The sequence below is a fragment of the Spirochaetae bacterium HGW-Spirochaetae-1 genome (assembly GCA_002839375.1).
Lineage (GTDB): Bacteria > Spirochaetota > UBA4802 > UBA4802 > UBA5550 > PGXY01.
In genome coordinates this window covers 50,751-75,329 of sequence record PGXY01000008.1, presented here as the reverse complement: position 1 = coordinate 75,329, position 24,579 = coordinate 50,751, and the positions used below count along the sequence as shown (strand labels likewise).

Sequence of the window (24,579 nt, the reverse complement as noted above, 5' to 3'; positions counted from 1 at the left end):
TCGAAACTCCCCTCACTGAAATTACGCGTAAATTCATATGTAACAATTCCAGAAATCACCGTTTTTAACCGCCCGGATAATAGAATCCCTGTCCTTGGCGGTATCCATCTCTATCCACGCTCTTCCGATATTTACCAGGTCATGAGAGTCGTCCGATGCGATCCTGGGATGCCCCCAATCAATCTCATCAAAGTCCGCTTCCCTGAACCCCTTGGAAGTGATTTCAACGGCGTCTATGGGATATCTCTTTTCCAGCTCATTCAGTCTGTCCCTCACCTGATCGATGGAAAGATCATATTCACCAATATGATTAAAAATATGAAGTTCTTCCTTATCGCCGCTTATGCGATTCACATGAATATACCCCTTTACAAAAACGGTCAGTTCAATACCGTGCAAAAGGAGCATATTCGTCCTCACCTTCTCCAGATTCTGACGATAATTCTCCTTCAATAGATAATCATGATCGGTTATGGCCAGAAAATCATATCCCAGTCTTTCATAGGCATCTGCTACCTGTTGTGGTGTCAGCTTGCCGTCCGAAAATGTTGTATGCGTATGAAGGCACCCCTTTAAAATCATTGCGCCTCCCGCATTTGTTGTAAAAGAACGATTGATTTAATTGGACGTCCAATCAATATTAGTAAAAAAAAATATGAATATTCAAATAATTCTATCCATTGTATGCTAATTTTTTCTACCACTATTCCATTTTTCCCGACTGAACAGACAGTCAATATTTTGGTTGAACGTCCAATTAACTGGTACAACCCGTAACTATAAATGTCAAGAAAAAAAACAAATATTATACTTAAAAAAAATTTCACTTGTTTTCTCACACGAACCGGCAAAAGCGATGGAACATCATAGCAGATCAGCATAAAAAGTATAGTGATTTTTTCCCGAATTCTTTGCTTTATACATGGCATTATCAGCTTTCCTGAGCAGTGTCTCGGCATCAAGGCCATCATTGGGGAAAATGCTGATCCCAACGCTGGTAGTGACATGGGCGCCGGTACCCCCTATATCAAAGGGCTTCTGTATTATCTCGATAATCCTGTCAGCCACGACAATAACGTCCTGAACCGTGATCACGCTTTCAAGTATAATGGTGAATTCATCGCCTCCCATACGTGAAACCAGGTCTATCTCCCGGACTGTTTCCATGAGCCGTTCCGACACCTGCTTCAGCAGCATATCACCGGCATTATGGCCAAAATTATCATTAACCTCCTTAAATCCGTCGAGATCCATGAAAAGGACGGCAATAAGTCTTTCATTTCTTTTGGATCTGGCAATAACCTCGTTGAGCCTGTCATTGAGCATGCGCCGGTTGGGCAGACCCGTGAGGGAATCGTGGGTTGCCATCTCAATAAGTTTTTTTTGAGCCTCTTTCAACATGGTAATATCGGCCGAGACACCCAGGATATGCCGTGCCACTCCGTCGCTGTCAATAATGGGAACTTTGATGGTCTGGAGCCACCGCAAGGTGCCGTCGGGCGCCGTTATCGATTCTTCAGGAATAAAGACATTTTTAAGGGAGTCCATAACTTCCAGGTCGTCCCTGAGATATCCGTCCACTTCGGAAGGGTGCGTGTTAAAATCCGTGTCTTTTTTCCCCACCATGTCCTGAATGCCGATATTGTATATATCGGCCACGGCCTTATTGACAAGGGTGAATTCCCCCTTCCTGTTTTTTACGAAAATGAGATTGGGGGTTGTATCCACGACCCTGCGGAGAAATTCCTCGCTTTCCTTTAAACGGAGCTGGATATTCTTCCGCCTCGTAATATCGACGATAACGGCAATGATGGTGCTCACCCCGCCCCGGGAATCCATGATGGGTGTAACGGAAAGGTTTCCCCACATGATGCTTCCATCTTTTTTGATATACCTTTTCTCAATATTGTAGCTGTCAATGTTTCCCGTGGTGAGGGCATACAGATGTTCCCGGCTTATCACCAGGTCGTCGGGGTGGGTTATATCCAGAATGGACAGTGCCATCATTTCATCCCGGCTGTATCCCGATATGGAAAGCCATTGATTATTGGCATCGAGGCACCGGAACTTATCGTTGACGATCATGATGCCTATGCCCGCATTGTCAAAAATGGTCCGAAGACGCTGTTCATTTTCTTTCAATGCCGTTTCAGCCAGAACCTGGCCGGTGATATCCTTCACCTGAGTGAGATACCCAAGTTTTTCAATGGGTGATATCTCCGCTTCTATATACGCCCGTCCCTGACGGGCCGGCTCATACTGTCCGCTGACGCGTATTTCCTCAAAGTCCGTGAAGGTGGTAAAATGCACCGGTTTGCCGTCAAGGAGTTCCTGTTTATGTTTTGCATCAATGACCCGGATCCGGAAAAGGTTTAACCCCAGCACATCATCGATCTCCATGATACCGAAAATCCCCAGACTGGCCGGGTTCAAATCCACAAGGTCGCCCTTAACGTCAAAAATCATAATGCCCAGAGGTGACTGGTTGTATATATTACGAAACCTCTTTTCAGACTGCTCCAGCTCCTCGGTCCTTTCGGTTATAATCCTGTCCAGCGCCGCATTGATCTGATTGAGCTGAATATTGGAGCTATCGCGCTCCGCCGCGTAGGCGTTCACCATATTGACGATAAAGGCCATGACCCCGATAAAAGACTGGAGCATTATCAGCGATGTATTGACCGAAAAGGACACAAAGGGCCCCATCCCATGAATGGTACTGTACATACTCATGGCTGAAATGATTATAACGGCCAGTGATGCCTCCCGCTGCGAAAAACGGAATACATGCCACAGGAGAAACGGGAGGAGAAGGAAAAAGAGTGCATGATGCGCAACCCGGGAATGAATAATTCCCATTACAATAAAACCGGTCGCGATGAATAAAAACGTCAGGGCAAAATACTCAAATACAGCTTTAACGGTCCACTTGATTTCCCGGTGCTGTGTAAGGCTGAAAATATAAGGTGTAACAACAAGGATACCCGTTACATCACCCATCCACCAGGTGAACCAGATATTCATGTAACCCGACAATACCGCTCCTCCCATCATGCGGGCTACAAGCCCAATGGTACAGCTCACCAGGGATATCATAAAGGAGGAAGCAAAAAAGATATTGGCGCCCCGGACAGTGTCGAAGGGATTACCCCTGCCCAGGAAATACCGCAGGAGATACAACCCTGCCAGGGCCTCCAGAACCGCTCCCATGCCCGTAGCCAGTGAAACGACAAGGGCAGCGGAACAAAATAGTTGTCCTTTCATCAGAAAATCAATGAAAGACAATGCAGCGGCTGCCAGGAATATCCCCGGCCAGTACCGATGACCCAGGAGAAGGACTGCGGCAAGGGCAAAACCGGCGGCAGGCCATACGGGAGAAGCTCCTGTTCCGGAAATGACGAATGACATGCCTGCCAGCGCCAGCATGCCATATATGAAGGCCACAAGTATATTGATAATTATAAAGCGCAGTCCCCGGGCCTGCCGTTCCCTTTGCAGCATATCGATCATTGCCATTTTTCTATCCTGCTGAAAGTATACCGCATGATTCGCTTCGACACAAGTAATTATTTCTAAAGCTCATTATATGCCGCACCGGTGAACACTGGCACGGAAACCCTTTCCGGTTATAAAAAAAGGACCCCCGCAGGAGTCCTTTTCTTTGAAATGTATGGTATTATATTGTTATGTGCTGAATAGCCTGTCTGGAAAATGTCAAATCTGGCTTGTCGCTCTATCGTCGCTTATGCATTCCGCTACATGGCCACTGCTTCATCGAAGCTGCCGTACCACTGAATTTCAGCCTCGGTGAAATTATCAATGACGCCAAGGTCCACAAAATAATCTTTCAATATTTTAAGGTGGATGATCTCTTCCTCATCTTCATCAAAATATTCACGACCTTCGGCCGTTATTTCATAGTATGATGTATCGACCCAGTTGAAAAAATCCGATTCCTTGTTGGAAAATATCTGCAGGCATGAAATGATATCGAACTTTACCGTGGAAACGGCGCGTTTAAAATCGGCGTCGGCAAGCTCCAGGAGCGACGAGGCCATTTCGGTCTGGAAATAGTCCCCCCAGGTGATAATATTGGGCATAACGCCGTATTTTCTGAAGAGATCCTCGGCCGTTCTCGATTCAATATATTTTCTTGTGGATACACGATCAATGAGTTCCTTTATATAGATAAGATCATGGATCCGCTCTATGCTGAGCATGCCTTCGTTCATCATGGGAATCAATGCGTCGTTGATTATCTGTTCCATTTTATCGCTCCCTGCAGATGGTATAACATCTCTAAATAGATCGGCTGCAGCGTAAAATGACATAAGCAGTTTTTGAAAAAAAAAGGGGGATGCACCCAGGTTGCATTAAGAAGATATTTAGTACAAGCCGTGATTCTTCATATACTCGATCTGTTCCTTAATATTTTTTCTTACAGCGGCCGCATCGGCAGTCATGAGCTGATTCCTGAGGCGCTCCAGGTAATCAACGATATATGCATCAAAGGTGGCGATGGACATGGCGAGCGGTTCATCCTCTTCCAGAGTTTCATGATAGCTGTAGATATCTTCGAGCCGGTAGGGCGCCACGGGTGACTCGTCGTGTTCCGCGGCAAACCTGGTATCCAGGAGCCAGCCCTCGTCACGATCCCCGCGCGTCGTGGCGACGGGATACCAGTACCTGCCCCGGGGATGGCTGCTGCCGAGAACGGAAAGAATTTCCTCATGGGCAGCGGCCATTTCACCGGGTTTCATGATAATGAGTCCGTTAAACAGGGGACCGCTCATATTCCGGTATGCCTGTACTGAAGCGGAATTATCATCACTATTCTGCAACACGTCTATGGCATCGATGAAGTCGAGATCAAAGGAAGGTATGCCGACACTCTCTATAAGTTCAAAAAATCCCCGGGGAAGCCGCAGGCCTATTTTCTCTTCGAGTTCCCTGTAAGCCTCCAGGTATTCTCCGGCATGGGCAAACCGGATAAAATATTCCGGGAGCTCAGGGAAAGAGTAGTCAGCAATCCACTCCATGAATTGATTTATTTTTTCCACTGCCTTCATTTTATTATACTACCTGCATCACCTGCTCGCAATAATACTGCTGACCTTTATGGTCATAACACAAATATCCGGGAAATGCAACAAGTTTTATGGGCGTTTCTCTTCTTTCACACGAATCGTGATTATTCAAGATGCTGGAAAAAAATCATTGACTGAAACAGATAACCACCCTGTACTGACATGTCAGTTCTGTAACCGGATGCCGATTCAACCCCGACCCTTCCGGCGATCCGAGACCTTATAGCCAGGAATGCCATTATGGAATACATGGATTTTAAAAGAGACGGGAGCGTCTTCATCATCACCATGACCGATGACGCGAATGCCAATACCATCACCACGGGCATGCTGCAGGAACTCAACTTGCTCTTTGATGAAATCGAGAAAACCCCGGGAAATGCGGCCCTGGTACTGACCAGCAGCAGTGCGAAATTCTGGTGCAATGGTATCAACCTCCAGTGGCTTGCCGGCCAGGGCGATGAAGATCGGCGAACTTTTCTCCATGAATTCAAGCGCACCTTCCTGCGCGCCAGCCTTTTGAACCTGCCTACGGTGGGATGTCTCACGGGACATGCCTTCGCCGGCGGGGCCATACTGGCCGCATCCATGGATTTCAGAACCATGAGAAACGACCGGGCAAAATTCTGCCTGCCCGAGGTGACTTACGGCATGCCCTTGGGCGACACGCTCATGGCGGTCATCAATAACATACCGAGCCCTCATGCGGTTCAACATCTAGTACTGACCGGGGCACAGTGGAAAGGCGTTGAGTGCCTGAATAACAATGTGATCACAGCCATATATCCCGAAGAAGAATTGATGCCTTCAACTCTGCAGTTGGCACGGGATCTGGCGGGAAAAAACAGGGAAAACTACACCGGTCTTAAATATGATCTCAAACAGTCCCTTCTAGCCATGTGGACAGGACAGTATATACGATAATCGATACCACAATTTTTAAACAAGGAAGGAATCCATCATGAAATTCTCTATTCTATTATACGGTTTTTACATCCTGCTGCGCTTTACCGCATGGAAGTACGAGTCTTTCAGGACCCTCATAGAGGACCTGGACCTGTCCATGGTTATACGAACCGCCGACGATAAAAACGCGCGCCACTATGCATGGACCGGGGGAACCATCTCATCAAAAAAGGGGAACGGCTCCGTGCCGGATTTTTCCCTCATATGGAAGGACGCCGGGGCCGGGTATCACTACATGATAAAGATGAAACCGGGAGCCATCATGCATGCCATTAAAGACGGTTCCCTGAAGCTCGACGGAGACGCCGGAAAGGTGACGAAGTTCCTGCAAATCTTTAAAACCATGGTGGAGTGTTACCGGTAATCCTGATACGCATGGACTTTTCCGTCAACGACATGCTTCACTCCGGCTTGATCCTGTGGATGCCGTTCATCGCTTACGGCGTTACTATCGGCTAATCAATGCGGCAAGTCCCGCCAGGTTCAATTCCTTCATGGCCAGCCGGGAATACGGGGGATGCCCGTTGTTCGCCGTAGACTCTTCCATTTCGGAGTCGGACATGGGGATATAGTATGCGGTCATGAACTGCACGGCCGTCGTGGGCAGTGACCGGTTCCAGTATTCCTTGTTAAAACGCATTATCTGCAAACCATCTTTTTGACCGTTCACTTTAATAATTCCGTCCTCGCTGCCTTCGTAAGCCGGTGCCAGCAGCTCTTCGGAACTCATCCTGGCATAAGCAGCTTTTATATAATCATACAGATCTTTATCGTTGCGCCGTATGCGGTAATAGGCCAGTTTCAATTCCAGCACCTCCTTTACCTTAACGGGTACCCAGTATGGCGGCCTGTCCGGATTGAAAACAACGAGGTTCCCGTCACCATAAAGCCTGACTCCCGGCGCTATTTCACGCTCCAGGGGGAAAACGGCAAAGAGGTCGCATAGATCGGCAATGGCTTTATTAAGGGGGGCCTCGCGAGATGGATCATCAACCTGAGCCTGGTATCCTTCGTAATTACAGAAGTTTGTACCGTGCCCCGAAGCGGTATTATTGATCTGAAGTGTCCAGTGTGGAGGCTCTACGGTCCACTTCCCTTCTTTTCCCTTTTCCTTCAGAAATAGTTCAAAGTCAAAACGAATTTCACTCCGCAGGCCGTAATTGCACGACCGCTTTTTATAATTATCATCGTACATGCCAAAAATAACGGCTTTCAGGTCGAACCCCTTTGGCGCCTTCATCACGGCATTGTTTTTATGAAACCATTCGGCAACGGCGGTCAGATTTTTTTCATAGTTCGCTTTCTCGGTCCCGCCAAGCTTCCCCAGGGTGCTCTCCACCTTCCAGGTACCGGGTTTTCCCGGCATGAACTCACTGGCCTTCTGAGAAAACAGCAATTGCGGAATCAGGAAAAGAAGAATACCGATAATGATCCTGTTATTCATGTGTCATTCCCCGATAAAAAGTTATTCATCCTATCAGTCTATATGGCTTTCCCGAGAACTAAAAGTCAATCACTTCTTTACCCTGCAAAAGTGAACATGGAGCTGAATTCAACAAGCAAACCCGGAATAGCATTGACAGATTATTTCATCCGTGCAGAAAATATTCCGGTTAGCCGCAAAGAACAGGAGTATTATTCCCATGATGGATATAACAACAGGCCTGGAAATCATGACAAACAATGCATCCATAGTACAGGATATCCCCCGCCTGTTTATCTTTTTCGGCGGAGCCCTTTCTCTGATACAGTCGATTCTGCCCCTGATGCAGCAACAGGGGCGGCTCAGAAATATCCTGCTCTTTATTATAGATGCGTGCGTCGGCATCATACTGCTGCAGCAGTACTACCTGGTTACCTACTCCCGGCTGGTCCCGGACCTGAGTCTGCGGCCCATTACCTGGGTGAAATTCATCGTGGGGCCTTCGGCATATCTTTTTTATATGCTTGCTTTTACCCCCGGATTCAGCATGAACAGAAAGAACCTCTTCCATTTTATTCCGGCGTTTCTTGCCGTTATTTTTTCATGTTTGATATTTGTTGCCCCCCTGACGGACAACAATCTCCTTATAGAGGCGGTACATGCACTACAGGCCGGCCGCTTCCTTGAATTTTTCCACTTCAGTTCCCTGGTCATCATACTGGCATATGTGATAGTCCTCTTCGTCAAGTTCAGGATATATTCGGTGGTGACTAAAAAAATCACCGGCGCGCAATACCGGCAGGCCTTCATCCTCATGGTAATTTTTATTATGACACTGGTACTGCTCATCTCGGGGATAGTGCTGCGAAATGGCGCCCTCATCACTGCGGCCTTTGTTCTGCTGAGCTTCCATGTTATGTATCGTTTTATTGCCATGCAAAATCATCCCGGATTGCTGCACGATGTTTCCCGGGCCGTCCGGAAAAACAGCTATGAAAGATCGATCATGCACGGCATCGACATGCACACGCTCAAGGCGCGCCTCATGGAACTCATGGAGGAAGACAAGATATACTGCGACGAGGACCTGACCCTGCACCGGCTGGCCCATCTCCTTTCTATATCTGCCCACCAGCTCTCGGAATTTTTAAACAATCACCTGAAGGAAAACTTTAACAGCTTCATAAACAGATATCGCATAGAGGAGGCAAAAGAGCTGATGCAGGCCCATCCCGGCCGTTCCCTCCTCTCCATTGCCTTTGGCGTTGGTTTCAATACGCGCTCCGTATTCTATGATGCCTTTACAAAATATACCGGCATGTCTCCGGCCAGGTACCGGAAAAACCTTGAATTGTAATTCGCAGTACAGACAATCGTCTTTTCAGTACCCGCCGGCATGGCCCTCATTTTTGTTTATCGTTATTCTTCACCGACACGAACCATCCCCAGTACCGTCCCGGAAAAGAGATATCCGTCGAGGCCGATTTCCGTGGCGGCATATCCGCTGTTGAATATGGCCGTGGGTCCAAGAACACCGTGGAAGACCTCTTCTCCCGTTTCCCAGTCCAGGGCCTCCATGGTCCAAAAAGGAAATCGGTAGCCCACGTCATAGATAAGCCCCGTTGCGGCGCTCATGGCGGGAATACCATTGGGCAGGCATATCTCCCGGTTTGCCCACACGCTTACCAGCTTTCTTGCCGCGGGATCCCACTGAAATTTTTCGGCGCCACGCGGGGCTATACCGGGGATTCCCGACGCGAGGATATTCAACATCTGGCTGCCCAGGTCAACCTTCATGAGATTGTTCACTACCAGAGCCCCGTATCCCCTGACACAGACGGACTGCTCAGACAGGGAAATCTGGGCATCGGGGTTTCCGAAGGTCACGGGAACCTGGGCGGCAATACGACGGTCCTTTGTACCGGGTATTTGCCGCCAGTCTGCAGGAATTTTATCACGCCAGAAAAGCACAAGGTGCATCAGGTCCTGGCCGTCGGTGATAACCACGAAGGAGTCTTTCCTGCCCGTGCCCATGAGGGTCGGTGTTGAACCGGAACCGGCCCCCAGCCTTATTCCCGACTGTCCATTCCCCGTTTCGTAATTCGCGCTCCAGCCGCCTTTCGAATCGTTGATGGTAAGCTCCGATCCGGTCCACTGAACCCGGTACATCATTTTGCCGGTGACGACATAAATGCCGCCCTTTTCGTCGCAGGCGATTGAGTTGGATATTTCCTCACCGTCGCCGAGATGCAGATAGACGGCCCTGTCAAAGTTCCGCGATACAACAGCCACGGTCCCCGTATTGGTGGCCCAGGCCAGCATACCGTCCCAGGTAATGACGAGTCCCACGATGCGGTCGTCGCCGCGGAGATGTTCTTCCGGTATTTCATAGTGTCGCTTTTTCTCCACTTCGGAAAGAGGATCATCTGCGACTGAATCACCATAGGCCACGATGCGCGTGAAATCGGGAACATAGAATATGTTTTCGCAGTCCACGAGCGTATAGGCACCGGAAGTGGCCCGTTCGACCAGGCCTGCGCTACCCTCACTATCCTTGAGCTGTGTATCTATAAAGGAAATGATTTCCCCCTCGGCGCTGATTTTAAAAACGTGCGTTACATTGTTCCCCCAGATGACGCGGCTTCCATCGACATATTTTCCGGAAACGGCCATGGTGATGAGTCCCGGCATACCCGGCAGATAATCGCCGAATTTTTTATACATGGCGCTCTCCGGTCCCGGATAGGGAGAAGAGGCCTGACAGTAGGGATTCCGGTGGCTCATGGGCCAGGGAGAATCGGCGAGAAAGGGGTTTTGGGGCGGTTCATAACCGTCATCTGCGACAGTTGCTATGGATTGACGCTGCCGAACTTCCTTATCAGTATCGCCGGCGCCCATATCACAACTTATAAAAGAAGAAAGGATAAAAAGAACCCAGAAAAGAGGAAAAAATCTCATTGTTTTCATGCACTTCTCCATCCGTCATAATGATACCTTCGCATGCAGCGCCAGGCTATCAATCATTTGTCGTATTTTAATACCGTCGGGACGTATAGTAATTGAACAATAGGATTCTGTCATCTGGATTGATAAATTCAGACAAAAAAAGTAATGGAATAATGGGGGATAATACTGCCGGGCCCTTACGGCATCCTGTATCTGACGAGAGCCTCATATATGCCGAAGGGAATGGGATTCTCCGGTGCATAATATCCTATCTTCTCCTCTTTGTCGCCGTGAAAATCGCTGCCGCCTGAGATGAGGAGATTATTCCTTGTGGCGATATCATGGAAAGCCGAGACATCCCCGGCACTGTGCATTTCGGAGTACACCTCTACACCCTCCAGGCCCGCCTTCATGAACTGCCGGAGCATGTTCTCAAAATCATCATAATCACTGTACTCCAGGGACCCCGGGTGGGCCAACACGGGGATACCGCCGGCACCCTTTATCAGCGCGATGGCCTCCTCGTATGTTACTTTCTCCTTTGGCACATATCCAGGCTTCCCCTTCTCCAGAAAATGGGAAAAAACATCCTTTGTATTCGAAGCGTAGCCGTGACGAACCAGGACCCTGGCAATATGGGGCTTGCCCACTACACCCCCGCGGGCCTCATCCAGGACCTCGTCAAAGGATATGCGGATATCATGCCCGTCCAGGTCTTCGACAATACGCTGGGCCCTGGAAGAACGACGCTCCGCCAGCCAGTTCACTCTGCTTCGCAACGGCCCGTTTTCATGGTCGATATAAAGACCCACGATATGGAATGTTCCCCTGTCCCACTGCACGCTGAATTCGATACCGGGAATGAGAATGATGTTCCTGTTAACGGAGCGTTCCATGGCCTCGGGCAGGCCGGCAACGGTGTCATGATCGGTTATGGCAAGGACTTCAATATGATTCTCCAGGGCAAAGTCGATGAGCCCCGATGGTGTCACTATTCCGTCCGAAGCCGTGGTATGGGTATGGAGGTCTATTCGTTTTTCAGTCATTCGTTTTTCCTTTCAGGTAAATTGAATAATCTCGGCCATTCAACGGGCATGTGTCAATCTATATTTTTGTACGCCAGGACCATGGGCTGCCACACATATCAGACATATTCTATTTTTTGTTCAGTAATATTTTGTCAGTCTGTCGTAACCTGAATGTCTATTTATTGACCATTCCGGTAAAAAAAGCTTTACGAATAATATAGGTAATTTCAATTATTCTGGAGTTTTTATGTGAGACGAGGATCATATGTTTATTGGCATTGACATAGGCGGCACCAACATCAAGGGCGTGCTGACGGAAAAATCGGGAAAAATTCTTTCTTTCAAATCAATACCCACGGAAGACAAGGCTGAAAATATCGAGAAGAGCATCTACGGCATCATCGAAACCCTGGCCACCTCGGCTTCGGTTTCCAAGATTGACATCAAGGCCATGGGTGTGGGGGCCGCCGGCTCCATAGACCGCAAGAAAGGGACGGTCATCTTGAGCCCCAATGTAAAGGCCTGGAATAATTATCCCCTGGTAAAACGCTTTGAAAAGGTCACGGGACTGCGCGTGTTTCTGGAAAACGACGCTACGGCCGCTCTAGTGGGAACCTGGTGGCAGGGACCGGGAAAAAAATACCGGAACTGGTTGCTGCTCACACTGGGTACGGGAATAGGCGGCGGCGTTGTAATAGACAACAACCTGTACACTGGCCGGTCAGGCAGCTCCATGGAAATTGGCCACATGACCATTTCCTACGACGGGAAGGAATGCTCCTGCGGCAACAGGGGCTGTCTTGAGCGGTATGCATCGGCCACGGCCCTGATGGAATACGTGAAGGAACATGCAAAGAAGCACAAAGATACAACTCTTAAACAACACCTGAAGGACGATACTCTCACGGCTGAAATTGTGTATGAGCAGGCCCTGGGGGGAGATGACCTGGCAAAAAACGCCATAAATGAAATTGCCACATTTCTGGGTATCGGCATGGCCAACCTGGTGAATATTTTCAATCCTGAAGCGGTAATCCTGGGCGGCGGGCTTTCAGGGGCCTGTAAACTCCTGATCCCCCGGATCAAAAAGGTGGTCAATGAAAGGGCGCTGCCGGGCATGAAGGAAAATATCGAGTATATTGCGCTGCGGGACCAGGAAAAATTCGCCCCCCTGGGAGCGGCAAAGCTGGCCATCAACAGTCTCAATGCAAACCTATGAAATGCAGGCCAGGCTGCGGCGCATGCTGCATCGCCATATCAATCTCCTCTCCCATTCCGGACATGCCTGACGGCAAACCGGCAGGCATGCGGTGCCTTCATCTTGCCGGTAACAATATCTGCGCCATCCATGACAGGGACGATTATCCGCCGGTCTGCCGGAACCTGCACGCGGCAGCAGAAATGTGCGGCCGTGATTTTGACGAGGCCATGGCATACCTGACGGAACTTGAGACGCTGACGCGTCCATAAATAAAGAGATATGTCACTGAAGCAATCCGCTTATTGATCGGGACCGCTTCAGTGACCGGAACGTGGCGGGAAAATCAGACGCGTCTGCGTCTTCTCCGGCGATGGACTGCAATGAAAGCAAGGGGAATAAGCATGGTGACAAGAAGGTTCATCATGCCCGGCAGAATGGAACTGGTCCCTCCCGCGTAGACCGATGCACCGGCGGAAGAACCGCATCCGCCGCTGGAGTCGTTCGCAATGGAACTTTCCGTATCAACGCCGACATAAGCAGCATCGGTTTCAGAATCTTCAGTTCCTGCCGAAGAAACTGTCTCCTTATGATTAACCAGGTATTCATTGAAAGAGGCGTAATTGTATCCTGTTTCGGTCAACCACTTCCAGGTCTTTCCCTCATCCTTCGTGTTGGTCGTGGTGAAATCAACACGGGCAACATGGGTTTCATCTATAACAATTTCATTCGAAGACGGTACCAGTATGGGAAGCAGGTGCGGCCAGTCCGAACCCGTAAGGGTCACACGTATACGATGTCCCTTCTTGAATACATTACAGCTGGGCCACAGTTCAATGACATACTCATAAAGTTCGCCCTCGTCGATAAGCTCGGGATCAAAATCCTGTTCGATGTATAGAGGGTCGAAGGGCTTATAGTCCGGGTCCACGGCATGCTCAGTGGCAAACATGGACTCGTCCCTGTCGCGTTGACGATGCGAGGCCCTGAGCCAGCCCGAGTTGATGCCCCTGGCACGGCCGTCGGGGAACACGTCACAGAGTTCTCCCACAAACTGAACATCATCGTCAAAAAGTGTGCGGTTGAGAATCTCGGTGCTGGTATCAATTCCCAGCAGATTTCCCAGCAGATCGATCATTGCATCCTGTGTGGCGATAAGAGCGTCTGACCTGTCTTTGAACGTGGTGCGTGCCCAGAACCTGACGGCTACGGGACCAACGATCTCCACGTCCTCTTCAAGGGGCTCCGAGGTAAAGGTGGGGATTTTCCAGTCGTCGCTGCGCTCATCCTCAAAATATTTGCCGTTGCCGATATTTACTCCCATGAGGTTTTTCGAAACCTGTGTCACCAGGGCGGGGATACCCATAAGCCACCGCGCTGCCGAGCGTGAACTCTCACCGTGGAAGTCACCGGCTTTGGCCGTGTGTTCCATGACGGGATTGGCCGAAGCCAGATCGCACTTCGCGCGGTCCCATTCCAGGGAATATATCTGGTTTTCGCCCTTGCCGATTATGCCGAAAAAGTCTTTGTTCTCCGTGAACTCATCACCGGCAATGGGCTCCGCTTTTTTCTTGGAAAAGAAAAGACTTTTATGCTCCACACGGCTTTCCGGCAGGGGCCATTCCTTCTCGGCACGCCAGCGCTCGGCTCCCATGACGCGCAGCATGACGGGGTACTCCGCCATGAAGGGGTCCTGTTTGCCGCGGATCTTCCAGTTGAACCAGCGTGCATAGAACTGGCCAGTCATGAAGCTGTTGACTCCCAGGCCCATGGAACCGTCGATATGGTACCACTCACCCACGATAAGGGCCTTGTCGGCCGCCGAGTGATTTTTCAGTCCGTAGGTGTACTGGTTCAGGCATCCCCGGGTAAATATATCATACCATCCTCCCGTTATAACCGTGGGGAGATTCTTTGGGTAAACCCGCTTTCCCTCGTCGCGGATGCCCACGTCCCAGCCGCCTGCGGGCTTATCGGGCCAGAATATGAAGGGTGATTTCTGGAGGAACTCCTCACTGCGCATGTCGTTGTTGGACTCAAGAATGAGATCAACGAGCGGTTCCGGGAACTGATTTATTGAAGCCAGCAACTCGTCAACACCCTCCTGAATGTCCGCCAGGTCCTTGGCGATGAAGGGATAGGGAAGCTGTGCGTCCTCCCCGAGAAAGATAAGGCCGGGCATAGAGCTCATGCCTTCAGTAAGCAAAATCCAGAAAGTGATAAATTCCAGGTCAAAGTTTCCGCCGTGGAGGGCGATATCGGCGTAGACGTCGCTGTAGGGAACCTGAGCTATACTGGCCTTGAAGTGTATGGGATTCCCCTGCGCATCACAATCCACGAGGCCCGCCACGAGCATCTGCAGGATGCCCATATAGGAAGGGCCCACCATGCCGATGGAGCCGTCGGACCAGGACTGGGCAGGAATCCAGTCGTCTATTATATATTTCACATCATAGGATTCGATGAATCCCATGGTGTTCCAGTGACCTTCGGAAGAACCGGTACCGCGCATATCACAGACCACTACATTGTAACCATAAGAAATCATGGGGATGACAAGCATGCCCATAATCTCACGCCGGTAGGCCGTGGCCATGAATATAGTTGGCTGCGGTCCCTGGGTAAGGACCCGTTTCGGTTTTATAACCAGCGCCCAGAGTGAGGCTTCTTTTTCGTCTTCTGCGTATTTCGATTCAGCAAGGTAGGGGTTCTCCGATTCGGGAACATCGATGCGCACATTGATATCTACCGTACATCCCAGGATCCCGGCCTTTTTCAATTCATTCTCAACCTCTGTCTTGACTGAATCATCAAGCTGTTCCGTGGCCATTGCCCTGCCGGTAAAAACTCCCCATGCGAGCAGGAAAGACAGGAAAGCTATAAATAAATACCGCTTCGATCCCATTGCCGCCTCCAAATTGATATATGATTATTTATATACCATCAAAAAGTACTGATTTCCATTGATGGTTTTTTCTATCATGAGAATAAGACACTTTAAAAACAATGTCAAGATAAAAACCGTCGAGACGGTTTTATTTTTAACGTTTGTAAAAAACAGGATTTATATGGCATCACACGAGTACCGGCATGGGAACCGCATTTGTTTTCACAGGGAAAAATATTGGCTGCAAAATAGAATATACAAAAATGGTTTTGGTCGGACTGAGCTTTTAAAAATTCAAGAGGAGGGTGATACAGGTACGCCGAAACCCTATCGGGCGAAGCGGCAAAGCACGTATATCGCCGGGTCTCCGGGCCCCGGTATATCCGCGATGCATGACGGCGTGCCCCTATCCTGCCCCTCCCGAAATTTTCAGAGTGACGTGCGCACCGGCCACTCCCCTTTTCAGGTGTGATTACTCCGTGACCTGCGTGGTGAGGAACACCGGGAGCGTCATCTGTTCGATCTGGCTCTGGAGCCCTTCGATGTCGTCCATATGCTGGTCTTCATCATTGAGAATCTGCTGAAGGATGTCGCGGGTGGCGTAGTCACGAACTTCGCCGGCCAGTACGATGGCGTCATTGTAGGCCTTGATGGCTCCTTCCTCGGCGGTATGATCGTTTTTCAGCTGAACCGGCACGTTAGCGCCGATGAGAATTTTGTTCAGGGTCGACACCGTGGGAGTCCCTTCGAGAAAAAGTATCCGTCCGATGAGGATCTCGGCATGTTTCATCTCGTCGATGGCGCGTTTTTCAAAATGCTTGTGGAGTTTTTCATATCCCCAGTCATCGCACATTTCGGAATGCACCATGTACTGATTGATGGCCGTAAGTTCATCGGCAAGCAGAACGTTCAATGCGCTGATCAGTTTTTCATTACCTTTCATTATTTTCTCCTTTTAGCGATATATGATGGTATTGATCATACCTGTTTCCAGCCGAAAGTCAACCCGATTTTTCTCCTCATCACTTTGAGAGTCGTTGCCCCCGGCTAATATACTTTTTGTGCAAATATTTAAAAGTCCCCCTTTGGGGGATTTAGGGGGCATAACAAAATATTCTTCTTGCCAAATCTGAACAGCAGTTTATGAGTACTTCAACATGGAGGATATCAATGCATTCCTTTGACAGTGACATGAACCTGGTAAAAAACACCGATGGCGTATATGATGCCGTCATATCCGACAGGTGGCTCATAAACGGAGCACCCAATGGCGGCTACCTCATCGCTCTCCTGGCCGCAGCCATGGACCACGTAAGCGAGAAAAAATCCACGCCCATCATCACGGCGAATTTCATCTCGCGGTGCAAGCCGGGCCCCGCCGTCATCGCCGTGGACAGGATAACGCAATCCAGCCAGTTCGACCGCATACAGGCACGCATTATCCAGGATGGTACGGAAAAAGTCCGGGCCTGCGGAACGTTCATTGATCCGAAAAACAACGGCATGGACAAACGCTTTGAATCGGGACCGCCCGAGCTCGCGCCGCCCGAAGAATGCTTCCTCATCCCGAGCATTCCCAATTATACGCTCTACGACAACATGGATATACTTCTCGATCCCTGCTGCGCCGGATGGATGAAGGGGAGTCTTACCGATGTTTCGGAACACCGGGGCTGGATCTCGTTCAAGGAGAAAAGAGACCATGACCTCATGTCCGTTTCCCTGTTTACCGATGCATTCCCTCCCCCCGTATTCGTGAGCCAGGGACCCGTGGCCTGGGTTCCAACAATCGAATTCAGCCTCAACGTGAGAAGCATCCCCGCGGGGGACGAGGCACTCCGGGCCGTATTCAAAACACGCTTCGTGAGCCATGGGATCTGCGAAGAGGACGGGGAACTCTGGGATACTAGCGGAGAGCTTGTGGCCATATCAAGGCAGATTTCCCTCTTCAGGAAAAACTGATTGTCGCTTTAAAGATAATCCTCACTTTACAACTCCTGCAGCCGATCGAAAATGAAAACTCCGGGAGAACAGGCTCTTTTACAGGGAACGTGTAAATATTTCCTCCGGACCGGAAAATTGCCTGTATCAATGCCCCAATTTAATAATACAATATTACTTGCATTTTTCAACTATTTTATTTGCAATTTACAACTATTTCTTGACAAATATTTCTCCTGCTGCACAATATATCCATTGTTCCTGTGTGGCTCCCGCCGGAAAGGCAGGCGCCGCACAGGCTCATATATGGAGCGGAGCTTCGCCGGCGGTTCCAAAAGCCCCATAGATATAGACAACACTGGAGGTGTGATCATGATGGATATTTTTGAAGGAACCAGAATCATAGATTTTACAAACACGGTGTCAGGACCGGTCTGCACAATGCTCATGGGAGATATGGGTGCGGAAGTAATCAAGGTTGAGCGGCCGGGTACAGGCGATGAGGCGCGCTTTTTCCCTCCATACAAGGATGGCATGTCGGCCTCCTTTGTGGTAATGAACCACGGCAAAAAGAGCCTGACCCTGGACATGAGAAAACCCGAGGGGGTGCAGCTCTTTAAAGAACTCGTTGCGGCCTCCGATGTCCTGGTGGAAAATTTCCGTCCCGGCGTCATGAAAAAGCTGGGTATCGATTACGATACGTTGTGCCAGATAAATCCCCGTCTTGTCATGTGCTCCATTTCAGGTTACGGCCAGTACGGCCCGCTCTCACCTCTTCCCGCTTATGATTCCGTAATACAGGCGGCCAGCGGGCTCATGAGCACCACGGGTTTTCCCGAGAATCCTCCAGTCAGGGCAGGCACGCTTATCATGGACATGGCCAGCTCAATGTTTTCCGCCTATGCCATCGCAGCAGCGCTGTATGGAAGAGAAAAAAGCGGGCGCGGCGATTATATTGATATAGCTATGTATGATGTGGCGGTCCAGTTTCTCGAGGCTAAATTCATGGACTACACCATCAACAAAAAGATGTCTCCCCGCACGGGAAACCGTTATCCCTTTGTTACTCCTTTCGACACTTACAAAACGTCCGACGGCCACATAATGATCATCTGCGCCGGAGACCACACCTTCAAAATGCTGGCCGGCGCAATGGGACGGCCGGAACTTGCCGATGACGAACGCTTCAAGGATTTCATGAAACGGAACGCCAATGAACCGGCATTGAAGGAGATAATAGAACAATGGACAGGCGCTTATACAACAAAGGAGTTATGGAACATCCTTATCGAAAACGGTGTCCCGGGAGCGCCGGTGCACTCCGTACAGGACGTTATAGAACATCCCCATACCAGGGAACGGGGACTCCTGCAGGAACTGGAGCAGCCCGGGGCAGGAACCTTTACCATTCCCGGACCGGCATACAAGGCCAGGAACAGCGTCATGAAGGCCCGCGGTCCGGCGCCGAAACTGGGCGAGCATAATGAAAGCGTTATCAGGGACATCCTGGGGAAAAAGCCGGAGGAATATGTAAAAATAAAATCCTCGGGAATCCTTGGCTGACATGGTTTTACTTCAGATACGGGAGGGACTCGCTCCCTCCCGTATCCTTATCCTCTCATTTATCTGCTAATTTTATTCCTTGACATTGTGTCTTATTCCTGCCTTTAATCACTCATAATTATTTTATCCCGATCAGAAGGGAGGATGTAATGAACAGGCGACAGTTCCTGATACTACTGGCCGGAGCCGGGGCCGGCCTTGCCTCGGTATATGCCTTCAAGCCATCACGAAAAGGCGCTCCCTACTCTCCTTATTTCAAATCGCTCAATGAAGAACTGAAAAAGAACGGAACCCACAGACCCGCCATGCTGGTTGACCTGGACATTCTTGACCGCAACATAGACACGCTCATGAAAGGATTCGGCAGAGACCAACAGTACCGCGTTGTGGTAAAATCCCTGCCGAGCCCGGACCTGCTGGACCACATTATGAAAAGGGCCCGAACCCCGCGGCTCATGGTGTTCCACCAGCCCTTTCTGAGCCACGTAGCTGAAAAATTCCCCCGTTCCGATGTGCTCATGGGAAAGCCCATGCCCGTAGAAAGCGCCCATATTTTTTACCGCCGTTTTTCACGGCGTTCCGGCTTTGATCCATCGCGGCAGCTGCAATGGCTCGTCGATACGGAAGAGAGGCTCAGCCGGTACCAGGAACTGGCACGGGCGCAGAATCTGAAACTGAAAATCAATGTAGAGATCGATGTGGGACTGCACAGGGGAGGAGTCAGGGCTCCGTCAGACCTTGTTCCCATTCTGGACAGGATTCTCGCTGACCCGGCGCACCTGGAATTCTCCGGATTCATGGGATACGATCCCCACGTTGTAAAAATTCCCCGCATCATAACCAGTCCGGCCGCGGCCTATGCCCGCTCCCAGAAACGCTACGGGGAATTCATCGACATGGCAAGAAAACACCGCGGCGGAATACGAATCGACGGGCTCTGTCTGAACGGTGCGGGCAGCCCCACACTGAGACTTCACAAGGCCGGAAGCCTGGCAAGGGATCTTTCAGCCGGTTCCTGCCTTGTAAAACCCACGGATTTCGATATCACGAGCCTTGACGATTTTATCCCGGCCTCCTTTATCGCCACGCCCGTCCTGAAAAAACTGGGCCATACTTTCATCCCGGGTATCGAAGCGGCCGAAGGATTGACATCCTGGTGGGACCCGAATTCGGAGCAATCATTTTTCATTTACGGCGGCAAGTGGATGGCCAGGTATGAATCACCGGAAGGACTGCAGAACAACGGGCTCTACGGACAGAGCACCAACCAGCACATGGTAAACGGCTCGGGAAAGATACCGCTCAATGTGGGCGACCACATTTTCCTGCGTCCCGAACAGAGCGAATTTGTTTTTCTCCAGTTCGGAGACATCCTGCCCCTGCGCGGCGGCAAAATTACGGGGCAATGGCCGATTCTCAGGCAGGGCTGACAGCCATGGATTATGCTTATCAAGCATCTTTCCCGAATCATTTCCATGCCCCTCAATTTTCATCATAAACATCCTTGACACCATGGGACAACAGTATTCTCTTTGCCGTGAACAATTCTCCCTTGACCGCATTTTAGAAGCGGAGAAAGAGATCTTAATAATTATTTCCCCGAGGAAGTACATGGCTTCAGATATTCAATCCCTCTATGATGAACTGAAAGAGAAAATCAGCGGAGACCTGCTGAAGGAGATTTCGGCGGGAATCATCGCCCGGTACAGGGAAAAAAAATATAATGACCTGGCTCGCTATGCCGAACTGCTGGACATCAATACGGCAGGCGGGTCCACGGCCAGGCTTTTTGCCGCCATCATTCAGGTATATCACCCCGACAGGTTTGCCAAAATCCACCGTGACATTGATGCATATTATGAAACGGGTGATATCAACGAACTGACGCGCCTGAAAAAAATATATCTCTCCAGGGGCCGTAAGGCAAAACTTCCCGACACTTACCGTGTCGAATTCGACGAGGAGTACCGCTTCAGCCACGACGATTTCGGATACAATGAACGGTCCTTCGATGATGACGCGGGTTACGAGGACGAAACCGATCGGGAAGATGAGGATCATGAAAACGATGAAGAATTCGGATTTGCCGAAGTCATAACGCAGGTTCTTCTGGGCGACCTGGACATAACACTGACGGCCACGGACCTCCGGGGCCTGGACGGCGATATCGATCTATCCGATTATGATTTCAGCGACCTCAGCGGAATCGAAAACTGCGTCAACATCATCGCCATGAACCTCTCGGGAAACCGGATTGAAAAAATTCATCACCTGGCCGACCTGACAAACCTGGAATACCTCTACCTGGCCGGTAACAATATTGAATCGATCGTGCCCCTGGAAAAACTCTGGAAACTGAAAGAACTGGATATCTCCTTTAATGACATCCACGACATATCACCGCTCCTCGCCCTGGACGCTCTTGTGTATGTCAACATCATGGGCAACCCCGTCACGGACAAAACTCAGATTGAGGCCCTGAAGAAAAGAGGCGTGATGGTTATTTTCTGATTGCTTATTCATCAGGAGGAGAAATTGCGGGTACGGGTTTCTGGTTAAAGTATAAAATAGTTCCCCAAGCTATTCCTGCACCGGGAATAATTACAGCGACGGCCCACCATTTTTCAGTCAGGAGAGTCATCGCAAAATAGAATAAACCGAATAAAAGCCCGACTAAAACCGTATAAGCTATCCACCACATCCAGATAGGCTTTCCCGTTAATAACCCGGCTGCCTGTTTTGCAAGCTGTTCCTTGGTTTTATCAAGCTGACCCATAGCAAAATACCTCCTCTTTATACTGACTTCATCAAACTAAAGAATTTAAAATTGCATACATACCTATAGCCGCATTAATGATTATTTTCTGAATAGTTTAAAAATGAAATTTTTTATCTTTTTCAAAGTTGTAATTTCTTTCAATTGACCTTTAAAAATTCCGATATCATCTTTTTTACCGACAAGAATAAGAATATCATTATTAAGAAGAATGGTGTTCCCATCAGCTAATATAATTTCATTTTCTCTAATGAGCGGCCCGATTAAGATATTTACCGGAATATTGCTGTTCTTAAGCAACACTCCATCCAGAAGAGAGTGTTTCCCCACAATAAATTTACGAACAACAAAATCTCCAGTTTCAAGAATTTCACCGAATTGTTCTAATGATACATTATGTTCATCATTATTAAGAGTAGTGTATAATTCCATAATAGCCTCCTTTAGCATCGTGCTTATATTTAAATATAAAAGATATTGAATGATAATTCAAGTTTTTCCATTTTATGGCATATAATGTTTTAATAATTCGCGAATAATGTGCAAATTGTAATCACAACAACGTCGGATATGCTCTGACAATATCCGTCAATATGGTACAGCTCTCATTCGTACGGAATGGGCAAAGATACACAACGCTGATAGTCGACGCATATATCGCCCAACCTGCTGTGGTCCGTTAGCCGGTCACCGGTCGTATATTTCACCATAGAGCTTGAAGAAGTCCGATATGACGCGGGTATTATACTCTTCCTCAGTTTCGTTTTCCTTCCTCTCCATGAGAATGATCCGGGCCAGTTCCATGGAAATCCGGTCATCGACGTTTCTCACGATCCTGTTCAGGTCAAGAAGGTCGATTCCCTTGCCGTGAATATCCAGCTTATTCCCAAGAATAATAAGCAGAAAAAAGGAGAGTGAATCGAGAAGTCTCTGCTTATCAATTTTTTCATTTTCAAGATACTTGATATTGTTCATTAACACCGACTCGCTCTCCTGTATCCGCTCCGATAGTGTCTGGAACAGGCCCAGGGCGAAATCTTGATTACCGCGAATAAGCGCCTTCAGGTTGTTCTTGTCGGCCCTGGCCAGTATGCAGTCGCAGCGCGCCCGTGCCGAATCCTTGCGCCGGTCGCCGGTAAAAACCGATACCTCTCCGAAGATGCTCCCCTCTTCGATAATATTGAGCTGGATGCTCTCCTCGTTTTCCTTGCTCATAAAAATTTCCACCTCGCCTTTTTTCAGGAGATAGAACTCGCGAGACGGGTCGCCGGCGGAATAAATAATTTCACCCGCTCTGACAATGACATCGTCCTGCATGGTGGATGCCGGGCTGACAAAGAGTTTCCGTATATTTTCGAAACCCGGCAGCTTCAGGAAAAACACTATTCCTTTTCTGAGTCTGAAAAAATAATGACGGACGATGAAATAATAGAATCGTACCGGTGGATCCGTAAACCGTATGATGGACCCCGAAGGGCTCGTCCCCACATCGTGCCGCTCCCACACAATCTGCCCCGTTATTTCAACACGCGAGATGCCGGGAAAATCAAAAACGACCCGTATTTCACGGCCCAGGCCGAAGGGCTCGAAGGTTCTGAGAAAACATCCCGTGAAAGTAACATCATAGGTTATCATGGTTTCCTCGTCACGCTGGTCCCTGTTAAACACGACATCGGTGATGACGGGAATTTTTATCTCGCTGTATTTAAAAAATTCCGGATTGATGGCGCCGACAATTATGGTAAAAATAGCCATGGAAAGGGGAAAAATGAAAAAGACGAGCATTTCATCGGGAGATGAAAGATGCAGGTCATACATATACACCAGGGTATTCCTGAAGTACAGTCCCGCACCGGTAAGAATTATAAAGAAGGCAAAGAGTATTATCCTCGCCGCCCCGGGTTTCCATATGAAGAGAGAAATGGGCATCACCGATTCCCTGCCCGTTGACTGAATGATCCACCGTTCATACTTCGGCTGTCGCCACATCATGAGCCAGTCTTCGAAGCGGATGTTGAGCGCCTTTATGACCTCATACCCGGGAACGGTTTCGGCCCTGGAGAGATACATCTCATTGAGGATTACCATCATGAAAAGGAGCGGCACTATGAGGTAGATCGTTTCCCGGCCGGTAAAAATCAGCGTATCAAAAATGCCATGCATCACCAGGGCCAGGACAAAACCCGTAAGCATCACCTGGGCTTTTCCTATGCGCGTTGAACTCATGCGCATAACTCCCAGAAAATATCCCATTATGCCGCAGGTGGTGGCGTGCATGGGCACGGAAAAAAAGATGCGTATGATCGAATCGGAAAGACCATAATTAATATCATAAAATATATTCTCCACGGCCGAAAATCCCAGGGCATAGAGCATGGCGGAAAGAACGGCTTCCACTATACTGAAATTGGGATACTGGCGGTGAACCATGAGCAGAACAGCCAGGGCCACAAGCTTTTCCAGAAAGGCCGCATTAATGAAGCCGCGTATAAGGATATTATCGCCCCCCGTGACGTGCAGCGCGAAAGGAGACAGAAGTACAATCACCAGGGCCGCGGCCAGGCCGGCAAGAAAGGCCTGGAGATGCTTGATATATTCAGGCCTGAAATGGAAATACCGCCAGTACAGGGCATAGAAAATAACGACGGGTGACAGTATAAGGAACATTCTGTGCCAGGTCATAGGTCTACCATATCCGTACCGCCGCCATCATCCACGGCATGACCGGGGCCCTGCCCGTAGATGCGGCATACATTGAAAAAGA

23 protein-coding genes are annotated in these 24,579 nt (G+C 49.2%); 10 read left to right on the top strand and 13 right to left on the bottom strand.

From position 1 onward, the window contains the following. Positions 1-33 precede the first annotated feature (33 nt). The 5 genes from CVV44_16405 to CVV44_16385 form a co-directional block, all read right to left on the bottom strand. Positions 34-582, bottom strand: a complete 549-nt coding sequence (locus CVV44_16405; protein PKL37216.1) for a hypothetical protein — start codon at positions 580-582, stop codon at positions 34-36. Beyond that, positions 579-881, bottom strand: coding sequence for a hypothetical protein (locus CVV44_16400; protein ID PKL37215.1), 303 nt, complete (start codon positions 879-881; stop codon positions 579-581). The genes CVV44_16405 and CVV44_16400 overlap by 4 nt, the downstream gene beginning before the upstream one ends. Next, positions 865-3,516, bottom strand: coding sequence for a hypothetical protein (locus CVV44_16395; protein PKL37214.1), 2,652 nt, complete (start codon positions 3,514-3,516; stop codon positions 865-867). Before CVV44_16395 ends, CVV44_16400 begins: the two co-directional genes overlap by 17 nt. Positions 3,517-3,755: 239 nt before the next feature. Then, positions 3,756-4,268 (bottom strand): hypothetical protein, encoded by a 513-nt coding sequence (locus CVV44_16390; protein ID PKL37213.1) that lies wholly within the window; start codon positions 4,266-4,268, stop codon positions 3,756-3,758. Between the two features lie 117 nt (positions 4,269-4,385). Beyond that, the gene (locus tag CVV44_16385; protein ID PKL37212.1) at positions 4,386-5,069 is read right to left on the bottom strand and encodes a hypothetical protein; all 684 of its coding nucleotides are present in this window, start codon (positions 5,067-5,069) and stop codon (positions 4,386-4,388) included. Positions 5,070-5,327: 258 nt separating this feature from the next. Here CVV44_16385 and CVV44_16380 point away from each other — a divergent pair, with 258 nt between their 5' ends. Together CVV44_16380 and CVV44_16375 are read left to right on the top strand one after the other, a co-directional pair. Then, positions 5,328-6,011, top strand: a complete 684-nt coding sequence (locus CVV44_16380; GenBank protein PKL37211.1) for a hypothetical protein — start codon at positions 5,328-5,330, stop codon at positions 6,009-6,011. Positions 6,012-6,048: 37 nt separating this feature from the next. After that, the gene (locus tag CVV44_16375; GenBank protein PKL37210.1) at positions 6,049-6,417 is read left to right on the top strand and encodes a hypothetical protein; all 369 of its coding nucleotides are present in this window, start codon (positions 6,049-6,051) and stop codon (positions 6,415-6,417) included. A gap of 84 nt (positions 6,418-6,501) precedes the next feature. On the opposite strand, the gene CVV44_16370 is transcribed toward CVV44_16375, so the two are convergent. Then, complete coding sequence (locus tag CVV44_16370) at positions 6,502-7,497, bottom strand: hypothetical protein (GenBank protein PKL37209.1); 996 nt, start codon at positions 7,495-7,497, stop codon at positions 6,502-6,504. A 199-nt stretch (positions 7,498-7,696) separates the two neighbouring features. Here CVV44_16370 and CVV44_16365 point away from each other — a divergent pair, with 199 nt between their 5' ends. Continuing rightward, on the top strand, positions 7,697-8,833 hold the full coding sequence (locus CVV44_16365; GenBank protein PKL37208.1) for a hypothetical protein: 1,137 nt from the start codon (positions 7,697-7,699) through the stop codon (positions 8,831-8,833). A gap of 62 nt (positions 8,834-8,895) precedes the next feature. On the opposite strand, the gene CVV44_16360 is transcribed toward CVV44_16365, so the two are convergent. Together CVV44_16360 and CVV44_16355 are read right to left on the bottom strand one after the other, a co-directional pair. Further along, the gene (locus CVV44_16360) at positions 8,896-10,443 is read right to left on the bottom strand and encodes a hypothetical protein (protein PKL37207.1); all 1,548 of its coding nucleotides are present in this window, start codon (positions 10,441-10,443) and stop codon (positions 8,896-8,898) included. A 176-nt stretch (positions 10,444-10,619) separates the two neighbouring features. Further along, entirely contained in the window at positions 10,620-11,468 is an 849-nt protein-coding gene (locus CVV44_16355) for a hypothetical protein (protein ID PKL37206.1), read from the bottom strand. Positions 11,469-11,715: 247 nt separating this feature from the next. Between CVV44_16355 and CVV44_16350 the strand changes: the two genes are divergently transcribed. Both CVV44_16350 and CVV44_16345 read left to right on the top strand, forming a co-directional pair. After that, a complete protein-coding gene (locus CVV44_16350; GenBank protein ID PKL37205.1) occupies positions 11,716-12,669 on the top strand; it encodes a hypothetical protein in 954 nt (317 codons plus the stop codon). Next, positions 12,666-12,920, top strand: coding sequence for a zinc/iron-chelating domain-containing protein (locus tag CVV44_16345; GenBank protein ID PKL37204.1), 255 nt, complete (start codon positions 12,666-12,668; stop codon positions 12,918-12,920). Before CVV44_16350 ends, CVV44_16345 begins: the two co-directional genes overlap by 4 nt. A 74-nt stretch (positions 12,921-12,994) precedes the next feature. On the opposite strand, the gene CVV44_16340 is transcribed toward CVV44_16345, so the two are convergent. After that, positions 12,995-15,553 (bottom strand): hypothetical protein, encoded by a 2,559-nt coding sequence (locus CVV44_16340; GenBank protein ID PKL37203.1) that lies wholly within the window; start codon positions 15,551-15,553, stop codon positions 12,995-12,997. Positions 15,554-15,614: 61 nt separating this feature from the next. Here CVV44_16340 and CVV44_16335 point away from each other — a divergent pair, with 61 nt between their 5' ends. Beyond that, on the top strand, positions 15,615-16,007 hold the full coding sequence (locus CVV44_16335; GenBank protein ID PKL37202.1) for a hypothetical protein: 393 nt from the start codon (positions 15,615-15,617) through the stop codon (positions 16,005-16,007). Here CVV44_16335 and bfr read toward each other — a convergent pair whose 3' ends face one another. Beyond that, positions 16,008-16,478 carry a bacterioferritin gene (gene bfr / locus CVV44_16330; GenBank protein ID PKL37201.1) on the bottom strand — a complete coding sequence of 157 codons (471 nt, stop codon included), beginning with the start codon at positions 16,476-16,478 and terminating at the stop codon, positions 16,008-16,010. It abuts the gene before it with no gap. A gap of 200 nt (positions 16,479-16,678) precedes the next feature. On the opposite strand from bfr, the gene CVV44_16325 reads away from it, so the two are divergent. The 4 genes from CVV44_16325 (at position 16,679) to CVV44_16310 (ending at position 21,550) form a co-directional block, all read left to right on the top strand. Further along, positions 16,679-17,497, top strand: coding sequence for a thioesterase family protein (locus tag CVV44_16325; protein PKL37200.1), 819 nt, complete (start codon positions 16,679-16,681; stop codon positions 17,495-17,497). A gap of 51 nt (positions 17,498-17,548) precedes the next feature. Continuing rightward, positions 17,549-19,039, top strand: a complete 1,491-nt coding sequence (locus CVV44_16320; GenBank protein ID PKL37199.1) for a carnitine dehydratase — start codon at positions 17,549-17,551, stop codon at positions 19,037-19,039. Positions 19,040-19,188: 149 nt separating this feature from the next. Beyond that, positions 19,189-20,469: an alanine racemase gene (locus CVV44_16315; protein ID PKL37198.1), complete on the top strand. Its 1,281-nt coding sequence runs from the start codon at positions 19,189-19,191 to the stop codon at positions 20,467-20,469. A 181-nt stretch (positions 20,470-20,650) separates the two neighbouring features. After that, positions 20,651-21,550, top strand: a complete 900-nt coding sequence (locus tag CVV44_16310; protein PKL37197.1) for a hypothetical protein — start codon at positions 20,651-20,653, stop codon at positions 21,548-21,550. Positions 21,551-21,554: 4 nt separating this feature from the next. Here the strand turns inward: CVV44_16310 and CVV44_16305 are convergent, their stop codons facing one another. The 3 genes from CVV44_16305 to CVV44_16295 all read right to left on the bottom strand — a co-directional run bounded on the left by CVV44_16305 (position 21,555) and on the right by CVV44_16295 (position 24,497). Further along, positions 21,555-21,815, bottom strand: coding sequence for a hypothetical protein (locus CVV44_16305; GenBank protein ID PKL37196.1), 261 nt, complete (start codon positions 21,813-21,815; stop codon positions 21,555-21,557). Positions 21,816-21,896: 81 nt separating this feature from the next. Continuing rightward, complete coding sequence (locus CVV44_16300) at positions 21,897-22,265, bottom strand: hypothetical protein (protein ID PKL37195.1); 369 nt, start codon at positions 22,263-22,265, stop codon at positions 21,897-21,899. 237 nt (positions 22,266-22,502) lie between these two features. After that, positions 22,503-24,497, bottom strand: a complete 1,995-nt coding sequence (locus CVV44_16295; GenBank protein PKL37194.1) for a hypothetical protein — start codon at positions 24,495-24,497, stop codon at positions 22,503-22,505. Between the last annotated feature and the right edge of the window lie 82 nt (positions 24,498-24,579).